Annotated in this window: 17 protein-coding genes and 3 tRNA genes; 9 read left to right on the forward strand and 11 right to left on the reverse strand. The window is 68.6% G+C overall.

All coding sequences use genetic code 11. The features are described 5' to 3' along the window. Window positions 1–164 precede the first annotated feature (164 nt). The 3 genes from QMX80_RS08325 to gyrA all read left to right on the forward strand — a co-directional run bounded on the left by QMX80_RS08325 (window position 165) and on the right by gyrA (window position 4,886). Complete coding sequence (locus tag QMX80_RS08325) at window positions 165–854, forward strand: DUF3011 domain-containing protein (protein WP_282276438.1); 690 nt, start codon at window positions 165–167, stop codon at window positions 852–854. Window positions 855–878: 24 nt separating this feature from the next. Continuing rightward, the gene (mtnA, locus tag QMX80_RS08330) at window positions 879–1,943 is read left to right on the forward strand and encodes an S-methyl-5-thioribose-1-phosphate isomerase (RefSeq protein WP_282276440.1); all 1,065 of its coding nucleotides are present in this window, start codon (window positions 879–881) and stop codon (window positions 1,941–1,943) included. A 246-nt stretch (window positions 1,944–2,189) separates the two neighbouring features. Continuing rightward, entirely contained in the window at window positions 2,190–4,886 is a 2,697-nt protein-coding gene (gyrA, locus tag QMX80_RS08335; RefSeq protein ID WP_282276442.1) for a DNA gyrase subunit A, read from the forward strand. A 429-nt stretch (window positions 4,887–5,315) separates the two neighbouring features. Here the strand turns inward: gyrA and QMX80_RS08340 are convergent. From QMX80_RS08340 to QMX80_RS08380, 9 genes are all read right to left on the reverse strand, one after another. Continuing rightward, window positions 5,316–5,392, reverse strand: a tRNA-Arg gene (locus tag QMX80_RS08340). Window positions 5,393–5,444: 52 nt separating this feature from the next. After that, window positions 5,445–5,521 (reverse strand) — tRNA-Arg (locus QMX80_RS08345). A gap of 109 nt (window positions 5,522–5,630) precedes the next feature. Next, window positions 5,631–6,461 (reverse strand): alpha/beta fold hydrolase, encoded by an 831-nt coding sequence (locus QMX80_RS08350; RefSeq protein ID WP_282276443.1) that lies wholly within the window; start codon window positions 6,459–6,461, stop codon window positions 5,631–5,633. Further along, window positions 6,458–7,267 (reverse strand): bifunctional hydroxymethylpyrimidine kinase/phosphomethylpyrimidine kinase, encoded by an 810-nt coding sequence (thiD, locus tag QMX80_RS08355; RefSeq protein WP_282276444.1) that lies wholly within the window; start codon window positions 7,265–7,267, stop codon window positions 6,458–6,460. The genes QMX80_RS08350 and thiD overlap by 4 nt, the downstream gene beginning before the upstream one ends. Before the next feature lie 35 nt (window positions 7,268–7,302). Continuing rightward, window positions 7,303–7,977, reverse strand: coding sequence for a YoaK family protein (locus QMX80_RS08360; protein ID WP_282276445.1), 675 nt, complete (start codon window positions 7,975–7,977; stop codon window positions 7,303–7,305). Between the two features lie 24 nt (window positions 7,978–8,001). After that, complete coding sequence (locus tag QMX80_RS08365) at window positions 8,002–8,469, reverse strand: hypothetical protein (protein WP_282276455.1); 468 nt, start codon at window positions 8,467–8,469, stop codon at window positions 8,002–8,004. Window positions 8,470–8,489: 20 nt separating this feature from the next. Beyond that, window positions 8,490–9,890, reverse strand: coding sequence for a PhoH family protein (locus QMX80_RS08370; protein WP_055764912.1), 1,401 nt, complete (start codon window positions 9,888–9,890; stop codon window positions 8,490–8,492). 81 nt (window positions 9,891–9,971) lie between these two features. Beyond that, window positions 9,972–10,451 carry a peroxiredoxin gene (locus QMX80_RS08375; protein WP_282276449.1) on the reverse strand — a complete coding sequence of 160 codons (480 nt, stop codon included), beginning with the start codon at window positions 10,449–10,451 and terminating at the stop codon, window positions 9,972–9,974. 78 nt (window positions 10,452–10,529) lie between these two features. Beyond that, complete coding sequence (locus tag QMX80_RS08380) at window positions 10,530–11,090, reverse strand: glycine cleavage system protein R (RefSeq protein WP_055764916.1); 561 nt, start codon at window positions 11,088–11,090, stop codon at window positions 10,530–10,532. A gap of 162 nt (window positions 11,091–11,252) precedes the next feature. Between QMX80_RS08380 and dapA the strand changes: the two genes are divergently transcribed. Further along, on the forward strand, window positions 11,253–12,146 hold the full coding sequence (dapA, locus tag QMX80_RS08385) for a 4-hydroxy-tetrahydrodipicolinate synthase (RefSeq protein ID WP_282276450.1): 894 nt from the start codon (window positions 11,253–11,255) through the stop codon (window positions 12,144–12,146). A gap of 33 nt (window positions 12,147–12,179) precedes the next feature. Further along, window positions 12,180–12,689: a hypothetical protein gene (locus QMX80_RS08390; protein WP_273081870.1), complete on the forward strand. Its 510-nt coding sequence runs from the start codon at window positions 12,180–12,182 to the stop codon at window positions 12,687–12,689. A gap of 147 nt (window positions 12,690–12,836) precedes the next feature. Here QMX80_RS08390 and fdxA read toward each other — a convergent pair whose 3' ends face one another. Further along, on the reverse strand, window positions 12,837–13,160 hold the full coding sequence (gene fdxA, locus QMX80_RS08395; RefSeq protein WP_055764921.1) for a ferredoxin FdxA: 324 nt from the start codon (window positions 13,158–13,160) through the stop codon (window positions 12,837–12,839). Between the two features lie 275 nt (window positions 13,161–13,435). Then, a tRNA-Glu gene (locus QMX80_RS08400) sits at window positions 13,436–13,510 on the reverse strand. 41 nt (window positions 13,511–13,551) lie between these two features. Here QMX80_RS08400 and pcnB point away from each other — a divergent pair. From pcnB to panC, 4 genes are read left to right on the forward strand one after another with little or no spacing between them, the layout of a single operon-like run. Next, the gene (pcnB, locus tag QMX80_RS08405) at window positions 13,552–14,922 is read left to right on the forward strand and encodes a polynucleotide adenylyltransferase PcnB (protein ID WP_273081868.1); all 1,371 of its coding nucleotides are present in this window, start codon (window positions 13,552–13,554) and stop codon (window positions 14,920–14,922) included. 5 nt (window positions 14,923–14,927) lie between these two features. Continuing rightward, on the forward strand, window positions 14,928–15,416 hold the full coding sequence (folK, locus tag QMX80_RS08410; RefSeq protein ID WP_055764925.1) for a 2-amino-4-hydroxy-6-hydroxymethyldihydropteridine diphosphokinase: 489 nt from the start codon (window positions 14,928–14,930) through the stop codon (window positions 15,414–15,416). A gap of 31 nt (window positions 15,417–15,447) precedes the next feature. After that, window positions 15,448–16,263 carry a 3-methyl-2-oxobutanoate hydroxymethyltransferase gene (panB, locus tag QMX80_RS08415; RefSeq protein ID WP_055764928.1) on the forward strand — a complete coding sequence of 272 codons (816 nt, stop codon included), beginning with the start codon at window positions 15,448–15,450 and terminating at the stop codon, window positions 16,261–16,263. Beyond that, window positions 16,260–17,102: a pantoate--beta-alanine ligase gene (panC, locus tag QMX80_RS08420; protein WP_282276453.1), complete on the forward strand. Its 843-nt coding sequence runs from the start codon at window positions 16,260–16,262 to the stop codon at window positions 17,100–17,102. The genes panB and panC overlap by 4 nt, the downstream gene beginning before the upstream one ends. Window positions 17,103–17,274: the final 172 nt, after the last annotated feature.

Here is a 17,274-nt window from a genome sequence, read left to right on the forward strand (position 1 = left end):
CGGCGGCCGCGGGCGCGCAGGCCTGCCCGCACTCGTGCTTTGCCGTTTCCGCCGCATCGCCCGCGCATGTATTGCCTGCGTGCCGCGGATGATGCTCTGATCACGCCTGCGGATGCAGAGTCTGTATCCGCGGAGTCCATCGGATTGCAGGGTGGGAAGGTCGGATGAAAGGTGTTTGCGGCCCATTGCTGTGGCTGATGCCGATGCTGGCCCTGGCCGGGCAGGACGAGTCGTCGTCTGCGGATGCACCGGTGGTGCGTTGCGAATCGGACGGCGGTGCACGCCAGCGCTGCGCGATGGACGTGTCGCGCGGCGTGCAGCTGGTGCGTCAGCTTTCCACGCAGAGCTGCATCCGCGAGACCAGCTGGGGCGTGGAGGAGCGGGGCGTATGGGTCAGCCGTGGCTGCCGCGCCGAGTTCGCGGCCGAACAGCCGGCTCCCGGGCAGCGCCTGGTGCGGCGCATGGTGCGTTGCGAATCCAGGGGCCGGACCGTTACCTGCCCGGTGCTGCTGCGTGGCGCGCCGGTGCGCCTGATCCGCCAGCAGTCGCTGTTGCCGTGCAGGGAAGGGCGCACCTGGGGATACGGGCGCAACGAGATCTGGGTGAGCCGCGGTTGCCAGGGGCAGTTCGAGGTGGGCGCCGAAGACGGCTCCGGCTTCGTGGACGTTCCGCGCCAGGTCACCTGCGAATCGAAGAGCGAGATGCGCCGGGAGTGCGGGGTGAGCGTCCAGCGCAGGGTCACCCTGCTCAGGCAGCTGTCCAGCGCCGCCTGCGAGGAAGGCCGCAGCTGGGGCTGGGACCGCACCGGCATCTGGGTGGACAAGGGCTGCCGCGCCGAGTTTTCCGCCGACTGACGGCGGCGCCGATACAATGGCGCGATGAACGCAAACCACGCCATCGATTACGCCCGCTACGACCATATCCGCCCGATCCGCTGGACCGGCGACGCGCTGGAGCTGCTGGACCAGCGCAAGCTGCCCTTCGTCGTGGAGCACGTGCTGTGCCGCGACAGCGATGCGGTCGCCGAGGCCATCCACGCGCTCACCGTGCGTGGCGCGCCGGCCATCGGCATCGCCGCCGCCTGGGGCGTGGTGCTGGCCGCACGCGGGGTCGAGGCCGGCGATGGCGCCGCCGCGTCGCGTGCGCTGGCGCCGGCGATGGCGCACCTGAATGCCGCGCGTCCGACCGCGGTCAACCTGGCCTGGGCGCTGGCGCGCATGCGCCGCGCGCTGGCCGGCGCCGGCAGCGACTGGAAGCAGGCGCTGGCGCTGGAGGCGCAGGCCATCGCCGACGAGGATCTGGCCGCCAACCGCCACATGGGTGCGCTGGGCGCCGGCCTGATCGCGCCGGGCAGCGGCGTGCTGACCCATTGCAACACCGGCTCGCTGGCCACCGCCGGCTTCGGCACCGCGCTGGGCGTGATCCGCGCGGGCATCGCGCAGGCGCGCATCGCACGCGTGTTCGCCGGCGAGACCCGGCCGTGGCTGCAGGGCGCGCGCCTGACCGTGTGGGAGCTGCAGCAGGACGGCATCGACGCGACCCTGGTCGCCGACTCGGCCGCCTCGCACCTGATGAAGACCGGCGCGGTGCAGTGGGTGATCGTCGGCGCCGACCGCATCTGCGCCAACGGCGACACCGCCAACAAGATCGGCACCTACCAGCTGGCCATCGCCGCGCGCCACCACGGCGTGAAGTTCATGGTGGTGGCGCCGTCCTCGACGGTGGACATGGGCACCGCGCATGGCGATGAAATCGAGATTGAACAGCGCGACCCGGGCGAGCTGTTCGGTGTCGGTGGCGTACGCACCGTGGCCGAAGGCATCCAGGCCTGGAACCCGGTGTTCGACGTGACCCCGGGCAGCCTGATCGACGCCATCGTGACCGAGAAGGGCGTGATCCTGAATCCCGATGCCGGTGCCATGCAGGCCGCTTTCGGCGGCTGAATCCGGCCCGTGGCCTGCCGTCCGCGGTGGTGCGCGCGGCGGCGCTCCACCGGCACTCGGCGGAAACCGCCGCCGAGTGCCGCAATCGGCGGCTAAGTCCCTGATTTATTCCGTTAAAAGTGCTGCTGCCTGAGGCGGCAGACGGCGCCGTGTGGTAAACTCGGCCACTTGAATCGGGCTTGTGCCGGGACCGCCCACAAGGGCCGTCGGCGCCGCTCCGGACCGCTACCAGAATACGGAATCCGAATGGCAGAAACCGCCAAGGAAATCATCCAGGTCAACCTGGAAGACGAGATGCGCAAGAGCTACCTCGATTACGCCATGAGCGTGATCGTGGGGCGCGCGCTCCCCGACGCCCGCGACGGCCTCAAGCCGGTCCATCGCCGCGTCCTCTACGCGATGCAGGAGCTGGGCGCGCACGCCAACAAGCCGTATTACAAATCGGCGCGCATCGTCGGTGACGTCATCGGTAAGTACCACCCGCACGGCGACAGCGCGGTCTACGACACGCTGGTGCGCATGGCGCAGCCGTTCTCGCTGCGCTACATGCAGATCGACGGCCAGGGCAACTTCGGTTCGGTCGACGGCGACAGCCCGGCGGCGATGCGTTACACCGAATCGCGCCTGTCGCGGATAAGCCACGAGATGCTGGCCGACATCGACAAGGAAACCGTCGATTTCCAGCCCAACTACGACGAGAAGGAACTGGAGCCGACGGTCCTGCCGACGCGCTTCCCGAACCTTCTGGTCAACGGTTCGGCCGGCATCGCGGTGGGCATGGCCACCAACATCCCGCCGCACAACCTCACCGAATCCATCAATGCGTGCATCGCGCTGATCGACAACCCGTCGATCGACGTCGATGGCCTGATGGAATACATCCCGGGCCCGGATTTCCCGACTGCCGGCATCATCAACGGCACCGCGGGCATCATCGCCGGCTACCGCACCGGCCGCGGCCGCGTGCGCATCCGCGCCAAGGCCGACATCGAAGTGGCCGACAACGGCCGCGAATCGATCATCGTCACCGAGATTCCCTACCAGGTGAACAAGGCGCGGCTGATCGAGAAGATCGCCGAGCTGGTCAAGGAAAAGAAGCTCGAGGGCATCAGCGAGCTGCGCGACGAGTCCGACAAGGACGGCATGCGCATCTACATCGAGATCAAGCGCGGCGAGTCGGCGGAAGTTGTCCTGAACAACCTCTACCAGCAGACCCAGATGGAGTCGGTGTTCGGCATCAACATGGTGGCGCTGGTCGACGGCCGTCCGAAGCTGCTGAACCTCAAGGAGATGCTGGAGGCGTTCGTCCGCCACCGTCGCGAGGTGGTCACCCGCCGCACCATCTACGAACTGCGCAAGGCGCGCGCGCGCGCCCATGTGCTGGAAGGCCTGACCGTCGCGCTGGCCAACATCGACGAGATGATCGAGCTGATCAAGACCTCGTCCAACCCCGCCGAGGCCAAGGAGCGCATGCTCGCCAAGGTGTGGGAGCCGGGCCTGGTCGGCGCGCTGCTGGGTGCCGCCGGCGCCGAGGCCTCGCGTCCGGAAGACCTGCCCAAGGGCATCGGCCTGGTCAACGGCAATTACCAGCTGTCCGACGTGCAGGCCACGCAGATCCTGGAAATGCGCCTGCACCGCCTCACCGGCCTGGAGCAGGACAAGCTCACCGAGGAATACAGGCAGCTGCTGGAAGTGATCGCCGGGCTGATCCACATCCTGGAAAACCCGGACCGCCTGCTGCAGGTGATCCGCGAGGAGCTGGAAAGCGTGCGCGCCGAGTACGGCGACGAGCGCCGCACCGAGATCCGCCACAGCGAGGAAGACCTGGACATCCTCGACCTGATCGCGCCGGAGGACGTGGTGGTGACGCTGTCGCGCGCCGGCTACGTCAAGCGCCAGCCGGTATCGGCCTACCGCGCGCAGAAGCGCGGCGGCCGCGGCCGCAGCGCGGCGGCGACCAAGGACGAGGATTCGATCGAGCAGCTGTGGCTGGTCAACACCCACGACACGCTGCTGACCTTCACCAGCTCGGGCAAGGTGTTCTGGCTGCCGGTGTACCAGTTGCCGGAAGCCGGCTCGAGTGCGCGCGGCCGTCCGATCATCAACTGGATCGCGCTGGAGAACAGCGAGCGCGTGCAGGCGGTGCTGCCGGTGCGCGAGTACGACGACGGCCATTTCGTGTTCTTCGCCACCCGCAACGGCACGGTGAAGAAGACGCCGCTGAGCGAGTTCGCGTTCCGCCTGGCGCGCGGCAAGATCGCCATCAATCTGGATGAGGGCGATGCGCTGGTCGGCGTCGGCCTGACCGATGGCGAGCGCGACATCCTGCTGTTCGCCTCCAATGGCAAGACCGTGCGCTTCGGCGAGGACAAGGTCCGCTCGATGGGCCGCACCGCCACCGGCGTGCGCGGCATCCGGATGCCTGCCGGCGAGGAAGTGGTCAGCCTGATCGTGGCCGAAAGCGCCGGTGGCGTTGAGGACGAGGGCGAGGACGACAACAGCGTCGAGGACGTGTCGGTCGACGGCGCCGAGATCGTCGATGCAGTGGACGATGCCGGCGTGCAGTACATCCTCACCGCCACCGAGAACGGCTACGGCAAGCGCACCCCGCTGGCCGACTATCCGCGCAAGGGCCGCGGCACGCAGGGCGTGATCGGCATCCAGACCAGCGAGCGCAACGGCAAACTGGTCAGTGCGGTGCTGCTGGGCATCGGCGACGAAGTGCTGCTGATCTCCGATGGCGGCACCCTGGTGCGTACCCGCGGCTCGGAGATCTCGCGCGTGGGCCGCAACACCCAGGGCGTGACCCTGATCCGCCTGTCCAAGGGCGAGAAGCTGCAGGCGGTCGAACGCCTGGATGCCTCGCTGCAGTCGGCCGACGATGCGGAAGAGGATGCCGTGGCGGCTGATGCGGAGCAGGCTGCCGCGCCGCCGGAAGCCTGATCGGGAGCGGTTCGAGTGCAATGAAAGCGCCGGCGGAAGCCGGCGCTTTTTTTATGGATCATCGCGGGATGCGGGGCTGCGGTCCGGGCTGCAATGGCGGAGGCAGGCGGCGTAGCCCTGGTGTGATACCCCGGATCTGCAGGATGGTGGGGTTCCGTGGCGCCTGGCCAGGATGCGCCAGTGGGCGTTGCCTGTTCTGCGGGGAACTGTTCCCGTACAGGCGGATTTCCGTGGCGATCGGAGCCGGCGCTGTCCGCTGCCATCTGCGGCCGGCGGTTCCGGGGCATCCGTTCGTCGATCGGCGGCGGGGGTTGTTTGCGCCGGCCATGTGAAAGGAGCGCCTGGCCTGCGTTGCCGGAGCGGAGCGCGATGGAGATGCCGTCGCCGGGACGAAAAAAAACAGCAGGCAAAGCCTGCTGTTCGGTGTAATGGCGCGCCCGGAGAGATTCGAACTCCCGACCGCCTGGTTCGTAGCCAGGTACTCTATCCAACTGAGCTACGGGCGCGTTTTACCTTTATTGTTCTGACGGGGATCACTGCAAGAACAGTGTTCCAAACTGGCGCGCCCGGAGAGATTCGAACTCCCGACCGCCTGGTTCGTAGCCAGGTACTCTATCCAACTGAGCTACGGGCGCGTCGTCAGGAGCGGAATTATGCTGATATGAAGCGCATGCGTCAACGCTTTTGTGAAATTTTCCTATAACGAAAGTTACTGCAGCCTCGGGCCGTATCGTGCGACGGGAATTACAGCAGGCCATCAGCCACGATGGCTGGCGATTTCATCCAGCTGAAATGATCGGCGCGCGTGCCCAGTTCGTTGCCGGACATGATCCGCAGCGTCGCCGGTGCGGCCGGCATCTTGGACAGCAGGTGGCGCATGGAACCGGCGGGGGCGAGCCAGTCGGCATCGAACAGCAGCGCCTTCACCGGCAGCGCGAGGGCATGCATCGCTGCTTCCAGGTCGACGGGCATCCCCGCCGCAGCGTAGTGGCCGCTCAGGCCGACGCGGGCCCAGTCGCGGATCAGGCCGCGCGCCTCCGTTCCCCCGAAGCCAAGCCTGCGTCCCGGCAGCGCCCCGCGCTGTCGCGCGAGCCAGGGCAGGAAGCGGTAGGCCAGTGGCAGCAGCCAGCGTCGGGGCGCGGGAAAGCCGCGCCACCATGGGGTGCCGCTGGCGACCAGCCAGAGCGCGGTGAAGGCGTCCGGATGCAGGCCTGCGTGGCAGCACGCCAGCTGCCCACCCAGGCTGTGCCCGCCCAGCCGCAGCGGGGCGCCCGGCACCGCCGCGCGGGCGGCCGCTTCGGCGGCGGGGATGTCGTACAGCAGCAGTTCGCGGTAGCCCCAGTCGTTGCGCCTGTCCGCGCGCAGGCTGCTGCTGCCGTTGCCGCGCCACTCGTGGACGAACACAGCCACGCCGCGCGCGGCCAGGGCGTCGGCCAGCGGCAGGTAATGGCGCGCGGCCACGCCCAGTGCGGGCAGCCACAGCACGGCCGCCTCGGGCCGGGGCGGCACGTGGGCGAGCAGTTCGAAACGGTGTCCGTCTGCCGCGGCGACGTCGAGCGCGGTGTGAGTGTTCATGCCGGGCCCGATGCGCCGAAATGATCCAGCACCATGACCTCGCCGCGTCCGGGGCGGTAGCCGCCGCGCAGGCCGCGCGCCACGTAGTCGATGGCGGCCTCGCAAGCATTGGGCAGGGACAGTCCGCGGCACAGCTGCGCGGCGATGGCCGAGGCCAGCGTGCAGCCGGTGCCGTGCGCGTCCACCGGCAGGCGGACGTGGCTGAATTCCTCGCCGGTGACGCCATCGTAATAGCGGTCGATCACACGTGGGCCTTCGTCCAGATGCCCGCCCTTGAGCAGCACGGCTCCGGTGCCCAGCCCCAGCAGCGCGGCGGCCGCATCCTCGGCTTCGGTGGCGTTGGCGATGCGGCGTTCGAGCAGGAGTTCGGCCTCCGGCGTATTCGGCGTAAGCAACGTGGCCAGCGGCAACAGGCGCTCGCGCATTGCATGCAGCGCGCTGGTTTCCAGCAGCCTGGCGCCGCTGGTGGCGACCATCACCGGATCCAGCACCACCTGCGGCGGGCGATGTTTTTCCAGGACGTCGGCGACCAGATGGATGACGTCGGCGTTGGCGAGCATGCCGAGCTTGACCGCGTGGATGTCGAAATCGTCGAAGCAGGCGTCGAGCTGTGCCTGCAGGAACTCCAGCGGCGGCACGTGCACGGCGGTGACGCCGCGGGTGTTCTGCGCGGTCAGCGCGGCGATGGCCGACAGGCCATGCACGCGGTGGGCGGCGAAGGCCTTCAGGTCGGCCTGGATGCCGGCGCCGCCGCCGGAGTCGGAGCCGGCGATGGTAAGGACGGAAGCGGGCGTGGAAGGCGTCATGGCCGGATTGTGCAGTGTTTCGCCCAACGCTGCCGTCAGGGCGCGGTATACAGGCGCCGCGACAGCCGGTAGACGATGTAGGTGGCGCCGGTACAGCCGGTCAGCAGCGCCGGCGCGAGCAGTGCGTCGTAGCCGAAGTGCTGGAACAGCCAGGCGCCGATGATGCCGCCGGAGAGGAAGCCGCCGATGATCAGGCCACTGAGTGTCAGCCGCCGGACCTGCAGCGGCAGGCCGCGCAGCAGATGGCCCAGGCCGATGCCCAGGTCGGTGAACATGCCGCTGAGGTGGGTGGTGCGCACCACCGCGCCGCTGAACGTGGTGGCCATTGCGTTCTGCAGGCCGCAGGCCATGGCCGCGGCCAGTGCGCCCCAGATCTGCTGCTGCTTGAACAGCGGGATCGCCGCCAGCAGCAGCAGCGATTCGAGGGTCAGCACCACGCCGTAGCGCCGGCCCAGCCGTAGCGCGCCATCCTGCACGATGAGCCCGCTCAGCATCGCGCCCAGCGAGAACGCGATCAGCATGCTCCACAGGTGCGCGACGCTGCGCCAGTCGCGCTGCACCAGCGCCATGCCGAGCTGGCTGGTGGTGCCGGTGAGGTGGCTGACGGCCTGATGCTCGAAGCCGAGGAAGCCGACCACGTTGACCATGCCGGCCACGCAGGACAGCGCGATCGCGCCGATCCACACCCAACGGGGAAGCTGTATGCCCATGTCGCGGACAGTATCGCCGGCCGGTCAGAAGCCGCCGTTGGTCGCGATGTCGGAGAAGGTCCCGGCCTGCGGGTCGTACACCGCGCCCCAGAACGCGGCGCCGCCGTCGCAGACCCGCACCGCTTCGCGCGCCGGGTTGGTCTTGTCGTGGTCGGGCAGGGTGAAGGCGTTGATGTAGATCAGCTGGCGGCCCTGCGCGATGAAGCCCACGTACTGGCGTCCGGAACGCGCCGGTTCGGCAATGGTGGGCTGCAACTGCTGCAGCCGGCTTTCCAGTGCGTCGATCTGCGCGCGGCTGGGCGCCCAGTAGCCGCTCATGCCATCGGCATGCCTGGCCGGACTGTCGCGCGAGCAGGTGTCGAGCACCTGCGCGGCGACGATCGGGCGGGTGACCACCCACGACTGCCCGGCCTTGATCGCCGTCGGCACGCTGCCGGAGCGGGTGTTGGCCGGCGTGCAGGCCGCCAGCGCGATGGCGCAGGCGGCGAGCAGGGCGAGGGCGTGGTGCTTTCTCACAGGACCTCCGAGGCGTAATCGGCCAGCCGCGAGCGTTCGCCGCGGCGCAGGGTGATGTGCGCGCTGTGCGGCCAGTTCTTGAAGCGGTCCACGGCGTAGGTCAGGCCCGAGGTGGTCTCGGTCAGGTAGGGCGTGTCGATCTGCTCGACATTGCCCAGGCAGACGATCTTGGTGCCGGGGCCGGCGCGGGTGATCAGGGTCTTCATCTGCTTCGGGGTGAGGTTCTGCGCCTCGTCCAGGATCAGGTAGCGCGACAGGAAGGTGCGCCCGCGCATGAAGTTCAGCGAGCGGATCTTGATGCGCGAGGCGAGCAGGTCATTGGTCGCCGCGCGGCCCCAGGCGCCGCCTTCCTGGTTGTGGGTGAGCACTTCCAGGTTGTCGGTGAGCGCGCCCATCCACGGCGTCATCTTTTCTTCCTCGGTGCCGGGCAGGAAGCCGATGTCCTCGCCGACGCTGACCGTGGCGCGGGTCATGATGATCTCGCGGTAGCGCTGGGTATCCATGGTCTGCGCCAGGCCCGCGGCCAGCGCCAGCAGGGTCTTGCCGGTGCCGGCGGTGCCGAGCAGGGTGACGAAGTCGATCTCCGGGTCCATCAGCGCGTTGAGCGCGAAATTCTGTTCGCGGTTGCGTGCGGTGATGCCCCATACCGAATGCGCGCCATGGCGGAAATCGTCCACCAGGGCAAGCGTGATGCGGCCATCGGCCTCCACCTTGGCGACCTTGAGTTCGACCTCGTCCTCGCCGGGCAGGTAGACATACTGGTTTGGGAACCATTCCTCGTCGTCGGTGGCACGGATCTCGTAGCTGGTGCGGCCCTTGTCGCTCCAGCTGCGCAGGTCGCTGGAGTGCTTCTTCCAGAAATCCTCGGGCAGGGGCGTGGCGCCGGTATACAGCAGGCTGAAATCGTCCAGCGCGCGGTCGTTCTCGTAGTCCTCCGAGTCGATGCCGGCGATGGCCGCCTTGATGCGCAGGTTGATGTCCTTGGAGACGAACACCACCGGTACGTCCGGGGTCTGTTCCTTCAGCGCGAGGATCGCGCCGAGGATGGCGTTGTCCGGGATCACCGCGCCGAAGCTCTTGCCGGCCTCGAAATGGCTGGTCTGGAAATACAGGTGGCCGGCGCTGCGCGCGCCGCGCAGCTGCAGCCCCTGCGGCAGCACCAGCGGAACGCCCTTGGCGATGCCGCCGATGCCGGAGGCTTCGATCAGTTCGTTGAGGAAACGGCTGACCTGGCGCGCGTTGCGGCTGGCCTCGGAGGTTCCCTTCTTGCCGTTGTCCAGTTCCTCGATCACCTGCATCGGCAGGTAGACATCGTGCTCCTCGAATTTGAACAGCGCGGTCGGATCGTGCATCAGCACGTTGGTATCCAGCACGTAGATGCGCTTGCCTCGGGTCATCGTCGATTCCTGGTTACGGGCAGGGAAAAACCGCCACGGCCTGCGGGGCAGGGGCGCGGCGGACGAAGTGGGCGATGGGCTTCACTTGGACTGGGCGGCCTTCAGTGCGTCAAGCACGGCATCGGCATGGCCGGCGACCTTGACCTTGCGCCATTCCTGCACCAGCGTGCCGTCGGGCGAGAAAAGGAAGGTGCTGCGCTCGATGCCGCGCACCTGCTTGCCGTACATGTTCTTCATGCGGATCACGTCGAAGGCGTTGCACAGCGCCTCGTCGGCATCGCTGATGAGCGGGAATTTGAAACCCTGCTTGGCGCAGAAGTTGTCGTGCGACTTCACCGAGTCGCGCGAGACGCCCATCACCACCGCGCCGGCGCGCTTGAATTTCGGCAGCAGGGCATTGAAGTCGATGCCCTCGGTGGTGCAGCCGGGGGTGCTGTCCTTCGGATAGAAGTAGAGCACCAGCCATTGGCCGGCCTGCGCGGCGAGGGTGGTGATGTCGCCGCCGGACAGGGCCAGCGGCAGGTCGAGGGTGGTGCGGTCCAGGGTGTCGCCGATGTTCATCAGATCCTTTCCGGAGCCTGGGTTACTACGATTGCAATTACATGAAACGCCGCCTGCCCGTGACGGGCGCGCGAACGGTCAGAACTTCATCGGGTCCATGATCGCGTCCAGGTTGAGGTGGTCGCAGAACTCGAGGAAATCGTCGCGCAGGGCGGCGATGTGCATGTTGGCCGGCACGCCAATGGTGATCTGCGCCGAGAACATCTCCGCGCCGGTCTGCATGGCCTGGTAGCGGGTGCTCTGCAGGTTCTCGATGGTGATGCCCTGGCGGTCGAAGAAATCGGCCAGCTGGAACAGGATGCCCGGCTTGTCCGCGGCGATCACCTCGACGATGTAGGGCAGCAGGTTGGACTGTGCCTGCTTGGCGGCGGTGCGGTACCACACCAGCTTCAGGCCTTCCTCGCGCTCCAGCCGGGTCAGCATCGCCTCGAGCTTTGCCACCGAATCCCACGAGCCGGTGGCCAGCGTGGTGACCGAGACGTCGCGGCCCACCGTGGACAGCCGCGCATCGACCAGGTTGCAGCCGCTGTCGGCGATGCGGCGGGTGACGGACAGCAGTGGGGACTCCGGATGCGTCGTGTAGGCGTTGATCAGGAGGTGGTTTTCGGTCGGCTGCGGCCGCGGGGTGCTGTTGGTCAAGGTGGTTCCGGGATGCTCTGTGAGTCTGAACGGCGCCGGCGCGGGCACGTTCGCTGGCACCCAGCATACTTGCCCGTGCTTTCGACCGGCAAGTAACATGCCCCCGGTCACGAACCCGCCTCCAGGCGGGATTCCCAGCCCCCACGAAGAACGGCGTTTCCCTTGTCCATTTCCGGCCTCATCACCGCCCTGGCGACGCCTTTCCTTGCCGATGGCGCGCTCGATACCGAGGGCTGGCAGCGCCTGCTGGCGCTGCAGGCGGCTGGCGGCGCGCAGGGTGTGGTGGTGGCCGGCTCCACGGGTGAGGCGTCGACGCTGTCCGAGGCCGAGTGCGACGCTTTGCTGCGCGCGGCCGTGGCTGTCCTGGGTGGCCGCATGCCGGTGCTGGCGGGGACCGGGCAGTCCGGGACCGCCAGGACCATCGAGGCGACCCGTCGCGCCGCGCGCAACGGCGCCACCCATGCGCTGGTGGTCACGCCACCCTATGTGCGCCCGACCCAGGAAGGCCTGCGCCAGCACTACCTGGCCGTGGCCGAACAGGGCGGCCTGCCGGTGGTGCTGTACAACGTGCCCGGCCGCACCGGCTGCGACCTGCTGCCGGACACCGTGGCCGCACTGGCGTCGCACCCGAACATCGTCGGCATCAAGGAAGCGGTCAGCGACATGGCGCGGATGAAGGCGCTGCTGGAACTGCGCGGCGATGGTTTCGCCATCCTTGGCGGCGACGATGCCAACGCCGCGCGCTCGATGCTGGCCGGCGCCGACGGTATGGTGTCGGTCGGTTCCAATGTCCTGCCCGGTACCTTCCGTACCCTGTGCGACCTGGCCCGTGCCGGCAACCACGCGGCTGCCGAGGCCTGGGACGCACGCTTGCAGCCCTACCACGATTTCTTCACCCTTGAATCCAACCCGATCCCGGTCAAGGCGCTGCTGCAGCGCCTGGGCATCGGCCATGGACTGCGCCTGCCGCTGTTGCCGCTTTCCGCCTCGCATCATGCCGCCGCCGACCATCTGGCGGCCGACGTGGGCGCGCTGGAAGAACTATCCAGCCACTGAACCTTTGCAGTGGCCAGAACCAGGAGATCCACCATGCGTCATTCCCGTTCCGCCGTACGCGCACTTTCGCTGGCACTGCTCGCCATCGCCACCACCGTCACCGCGACCGGCTGTTTCCACCGCGGCGCGCGCGGCGACTATGCGCTGGCGCCGGAAATGCGTCCGCTCGAAGTGCCGCCGGATCTGAACCTGCCCAACACCGCCGGCGCATCGCAGGTGCCGGCGCTGGCCTCGGCCGCACGTCCGACCCAGGCCGCAGCGGCGCAGCCCGCGCAGGGCGGCTTCACCGTCAAGGGCAGCCGCGACGAGGTGTTCGGCAAGGTCGGCGACGCGCTCGCCACGGTCGAGGGCGTGACCATCGCCAGCCGCGCGCAGCTGCTGGGCTCGTACGACGTGGCCTACGAAGGCAGCAACTTCCTGGTGCGCGTGGTCGGCGTCGATGCCGGCGCCTATGTGTCGGCGGTCGATCCGCGCGGCCTGCCGGCCACCGACCCGGCGCCGATCAAGCTGCTCGAGGCATTGAAGGCGAAGCTCGCGCAGTAAGCGCGGCCATCGCAGCCCGTGGCGGCATCCGCCATGGGCGCGGTGCGCCCGGGGCCTGTCCATGGCAACGGGCATCGCCGGCGACGGCAGCACCGGAAACGAAAAGGGCGCCGACGGCGCCCTTTTTCCTGTGGCCCGCCAGGCGGGTCAGCGTTCCAGCAGCTTGAGCTTGTCCGGCTTGCCGTCCCATTCGGCGGCATCGGCCGGCGGATCCTTGCGCACGGTCAGCACCGGCCAGGACCTGGCCAGTTCGGCGTTCAGCGCTACGAAGCCTTCCTGCCCGGCGGGCACGTCGTCCTCGGGATAGATGGCGTTGACCGGGCATTCCGGCTCGCACAGGGTGCAGTCGATGCACTCGTCCGGATCGATCACCAGGAAGTTGGGGCCTTCATGGAAGCAGTCCACTGGGCAGACTTCGACGCAGTCGGTGTGTTTGCACTTGATGCAGTTTTCGGTGACGACAAAGGGCATGACGGGGTCCGGCGTTGAACCCCGTAATTCTAGAGCAGTAAGCGAGGGATGGGCGCAGGCATTCTCATTGCGCGCCTGCATGGCGCAGGAGCAGCGCTGGCCGGCAACTTCATCAATCCGGCGTCGCGCGCCCGCCGGCCGGTGGCCGGCACTGCCGGGAGCCGGGAGGCCGGCTTTTTCGGCATCGCTTTTTGGTGGCGCGGAGGAGGGTTGCCAGGATGGCAGGCAACAAAAAACCCCGCGCGGGCGGGGCTTTTTGATTTCGCGGACGGAGTTGGCGCTCCCTAGGGGACTCGAACCCCTGTTTTAGCCTTGAGAGGGCCACGTCCTAACCACTAGACGAAGGGAGCGTTTGGTCGCGTCCGGCGAGCGCGCTAGTATATGCACCTGTTTGCCGCCAGGCAACCCTGCAACCCCAACCGGAATCGCCACCATCAATTCCACAGTTACAACGCCGTTCACCCTGCGCGTCATCCCGCGCGACCAGCACACCATTTCGCGCAAGGACGTCAGCCCGAACGCACTGCGTGTGCTCTACCGCCTGCGCGAGGCCGGGTTCGGCGCCTATCTGGTCGGCGGCGCGGTCCGCGACCTGCTGGTGGGGGGGCGGCCCAAGGATTTCGACGTGGCCACCGACGCCACTCCGGAGCAGGTCAAGCAGCTGTTCCGCAACTGCCGGCTGATCGGCCGCCGCTTCCGCCTGGCGCACGTGGTGTTCGGCCGCGAGATCATCGAGGTCGCCACCTTCCGCGCCAACAGCGACGATGGCAGCGGCGACCGCGAGGTCGAGAACGGCATGCTGGTGCGCGACAACGTCTACGGCAGCATCGAGGACGATGCGGTGCGCCGCGATTTCACCTGCAACGCCCTGTATTACGCCATCGAGGACTTCTCGGTGCGCGACTATGTCGGCGGCTTCGAGGACGTGCTGGCGCGGCGCATGAAGCTGATCGGCGATCCCGAGCAGCGCTACCGCGAGGACCCGGTGCGCATGCTGCGCGCGGTGCGCCTGGCGGCCAAGCTCGACTTCGAGATCGAGCCGGCCACCGCCGCGCCGATCCCGCGCCTGGCCAGCCTGCTGGACGAAGCCGCACCGGCGCGCCTGTTCGAGGAAGTGCTCAAGCTGTTCCTGTCCGGCCACGGCGTGGCCAGCTTCGAGGGATTGGAGCGCCATGGCCTGCTGGCGGCGCTGTTCCCGGAGAGCGCGGCCGCGCTGAAGAGCAACCGCAGCGGCGCGCTGCGCAGCTTCGTGGTCGAAGGGCTGCGCAGCACCGACGAGCGCGTGGCCAACGACGAGCCGGTGTCCCCGGCTTTCCTGTTCGCGCTGCTGCTGTGGCCGGCGTTCTGCCGCACCCTGATCGCGCTGCAGCGGCAGGGGCTGGCGCCGGAAGAGGCGCAGCGCCGCGCCGCCGACCGCGTCACCCTGCACCAGCTCACCACCATCGCGTTGCCGCGCCGGTTCTCGCTGCCGATGCAGGAAATCTGGCTGCTGCAGTCGCGCTTCGGCTCGCGCCAGCGCAAGCGCGTGTTCCGCACCCTGACCCATCCGCGCTTCCGCGCCGCGTTCGATTTCCTGGTGCTGCGCCAGGCCGCGTCCAGCGAGCATGCGGCCGACATCGAGTTCTGGCGCGAAGCGCAGCAGCAATCCGGCCGCGAGCTGGAATCGGCACTGGATTCGCTGCATGTAGAAGGCGTGGCCGAAGAGGGCGCGCCCAAGCGCCGCCGCCGTCGCCGCCGCAGCAGCGCCGCAGCGGGCGAGTAGGCCGCATGGTCATGGCGTGCGTCGGGCTGGGCGCCAACCTCGGCGACGCGCCGGCGACCGTGCGCGCGGCGATCCGGGCGCTGGCGGCGCTGCCGGACTGCCGCCTGCTCGCCGCCTCGCGGCTGTACCGCACCCCGGCATGGGGCAACGAAGACCAGCCGGATTTCATGAATGCCGCGGTGGCGCTGGAGACCGCGTTGCCGGCACCGCTGCTGCTGGAACGCCTGCTGGCCATCGAGCAGGCCTTCGGTCGCGTGCGCCTGCCGGGCGAGCGCTGGGGGCCGCGGACGCTCGACCTGGACCTGCTGCTGTACGGCGAGCAGGTGATCGACCTGCCGCAGCTGAAGGTGCCGCACCCGCATCTGCACGAGCGCGCCTTCGCGCTGTTGCCGCTGGCCGACGTGGCGCCGGAGGCCGTGATTCCCGGCCATGGAACGGTGCGTGGCGCGCTGGTCGGCATCGAAACCTGCGGTATCGCGCCGATAGGGGGATAATGCGCGGCTCATCACCGATCGTTATCCCCACATGAGCACCCACGCAGACAGCAAGCCCTGGACCGTCCCGGCGCTGGCGCAGGCCAAGCGCAATGGCCAGAAACTGGTGATGTTGACCGCCTACGACGCCGGCTTCGCCCGTGCCTTCGACGCCAACGGGGTCGACCTGATCCTGATCGGCGATTCGCTGGGAATGGTGGTGCAGGGCCACGATTCGACGCTGCCGGTCACCGTGGCCGACATCGCCTACCACACCACCGCCGTGGCGCGCGTACTGCAGCGCGCCCTGCTGGTGGCCGACCTGCCTTTCGGCGCCGATGCCACGCCCGAGCGCGCGCTCGAGGCTTCGCTGCAGCTTCTGCGCGCGGGCGCGGAGATGGTCAAGATCGAGGGCGCCGGCTTCAAGCTGGACGTGATCCGCTACCTGGTCGAGCGCGAGATCCCGGTGTGCTCGCACCTGGGCCTGACCCCGCAGTCGGTGCTGACCCTGGGCGGGTTCAAGGTGCAGGGCCGGGGCGAGGCCGCCGAACGGCTGCGCGCCGATGCGCGCGCCGTGGCCGAGGCCGGCGCTGCGCTGCTGGTACTCGAATGCGTGCCGTCGCCGCTGGCCGCGCAGGTCACCGCCGACGTGGCGATCCCCACCATCGGCATCGGCGCCGGCGCCGGCTGCGACGGCCAGGTGCTGGTGATGCACGATTTCCTCGGCCTGGACAGCGGTCACCGCCGGCCCAAGTTCGTCAAGGATTTCCTTGCCGAAGGCGGTTCGGTGGCCGGCGCCGTCCGCGCCTACGCCGACGCGGTGCGCGCCGGTACCTTCCCCGACGCGGAGCATGCGTACGCATCATGATCGAGACCGTCACCGAACTTTCCCGGCTGCGCGCCATCGTCGGCGGCTGGAAGCGCGAGGGCCTGCGGGTCGGCTTCGTGCCGACCATGGGCAACCTGCACGCCGGCCACTATTCGCTGGTGACGCTGGCGCGCCGGCATGCCGACCGCGTGGTGTCCAGCGTGTTCGTCAATCCGACCCAGTTCGGCCCGAACGAGGATTTCACCCGCTATCCGCGCACGCCCGAGGCCGATACCAGCGGCCTGGAGCAGGCCGGCTGCGATGTGCTGTGGCTGCCGACGGTCGAGTCGATGTATCCGTTCGGCGTCGAACTGGCCGCCAATGTGCATGTGCCGGGCGTGAGCGCGCTGCTGGAAGGCGCGCACCGGCCGGGCCATTTCGATGGCGTGTGCACCGTGGTCTCGCGCCTGTTCAACCAGGTACAGCCGGACATGGCCGCTTTCGGCCGCAAGGACTACCAGCAGTTGGCGGTGATCCGGCAGATGGTGGCCGACCTGGCCTTCCCGATCGAGATCGTCGGTGGCGACATCGTGCGCGAGGACGACGGCTTGGCGATGAGCTCGCGCAACCAGTACCTCGGCGCCGAGGTCCGTCCGCAGGCGGCGGTGATCCGTCGCGTGCTGCTGGGCATGCGCGAGGCCAGCCTGGCCGGCACGCCGCGGGGGCAGGTCGAGGCCGCGGGCGCGGCGCAACTGCAGGCAGCCGGGTTCCAGGTGGACTATGCGGCCGTGCGGCTGCCGAACCTGGATGAGCCGGAAGAGGGGCAGAGCGGCGCCCGCGTGGCGCTGGTGGCCGCCAAGCTGGGAAATACCCGGCTGATCGACAACATCGAGTTCTGAGCCGCCACCGGTTCCTGTAGCACCGGGTTCCATCGGCAAGTACACAGCGGGGCATCGCCCCGCTCTACGCCGGGAGGGAGAGGGCGGTGTTCCTGTAGCGCCGGGGGCCCCCCCCCCCGGGGGGGGGGGGGGGGGGTGGTTTTGAAAACTCCGCGCCCCCCCCCCCCCCGGC

The sequence above is a fragment of the Stenotrophomonas sp. PS02297 genome, from assembly GCF_029959705.1.
GTDB lineage: Bacteria > Pseudomonadota > Gammaproteobacteria > Xanthomonadales > Xanthomonadaceae > Stenotrophomonas > Stenotrophomonas nitritireducens.

Coding starts and splice junctions, on each gene's coding strand:
- QMX80_RS08325 (WP_282276438.1), top strand. CDS start 165: ATGAAAGGTGTTTGCGGCCCATTGCTGTGGCTGATGCCGATGCTGGCC.
- mtnA (WP_282276440.1), top strand. CDS start 879: ATGAACGCAAACCACGCCATCGATTACGCCCGCTACGACCATATCCGC.
- gyrA (WP_282276442.1), top strand. CDS start 2,190: ATGGCAGAAACCGCCAAGGAAATCATCCAGGTCAACCTGGAAGACGAG.
- QMX80_RS08350 (WP_282276443.1), bottom strand. CDS start 6,461: ATGAACACTCACACCGCGCTCGACGTCGCCGCGGCAGACGGACACCGT.
- thiD (WP_282276444.1), bottom strand. CDS start 7,267: ATGACGCCTTCCACGCCCGCTTCCGTCCTTACCATCGCCGGCTCCGAC.
- QMX80_RS08360 (WP_282276445.1), bottom strand. CDS start 7,977: ATGGGCATACAGCTTCCCCGTTGGGTGTGGATCGGCGCGATCGCGCTG.
- QMX80_RS08370 (WP_055764912.1), bottom strand. CDS start 9,890: ATGACCCGAGGCAAGCGCATCTACGTGCTGGATACCAACGTGCTGATG.
- QMX80_RS08375 (WP_282276449.1), bottom strand. CDS start 10,451: ATGAACATCGGCGACACCCTGGACCGCACCACCCTCGACCTGCCGCTG.
- QMX80_RS08390 (WP_273081870.1), top strand. CDS start 12,180: ATGCGTCATTCCCGTTCCGCCGTACGCGCACTTTCGCTGGCACTGCTC.
- fdxA (WP_055764921.1), bottom strand. CDS start 13,160: ATGCCCTTTGTCGTCACCGAAAACTGCATCAAGTGCAAACACACCGAC.
- folK (WP_055764925.1), top strand. CDS start 14,928: ATGGTCATGGCGTGCGTCGGGCTGGGCGCCAACCTCGGCGACGCGCCG.
- panB (WP_055764928.1), top strand. CDS start 15,448: ATGAGCACCCACGCAGACAGCAAGCCCTGGACCGTCCCGGCGCTGGCG.
- panC (WP_282276453.1), top strand. CDS start 16,260: ATGATCGAGACCGTCACCGAACTTTCCCGGCTGCGCGCCATCGTCGGC.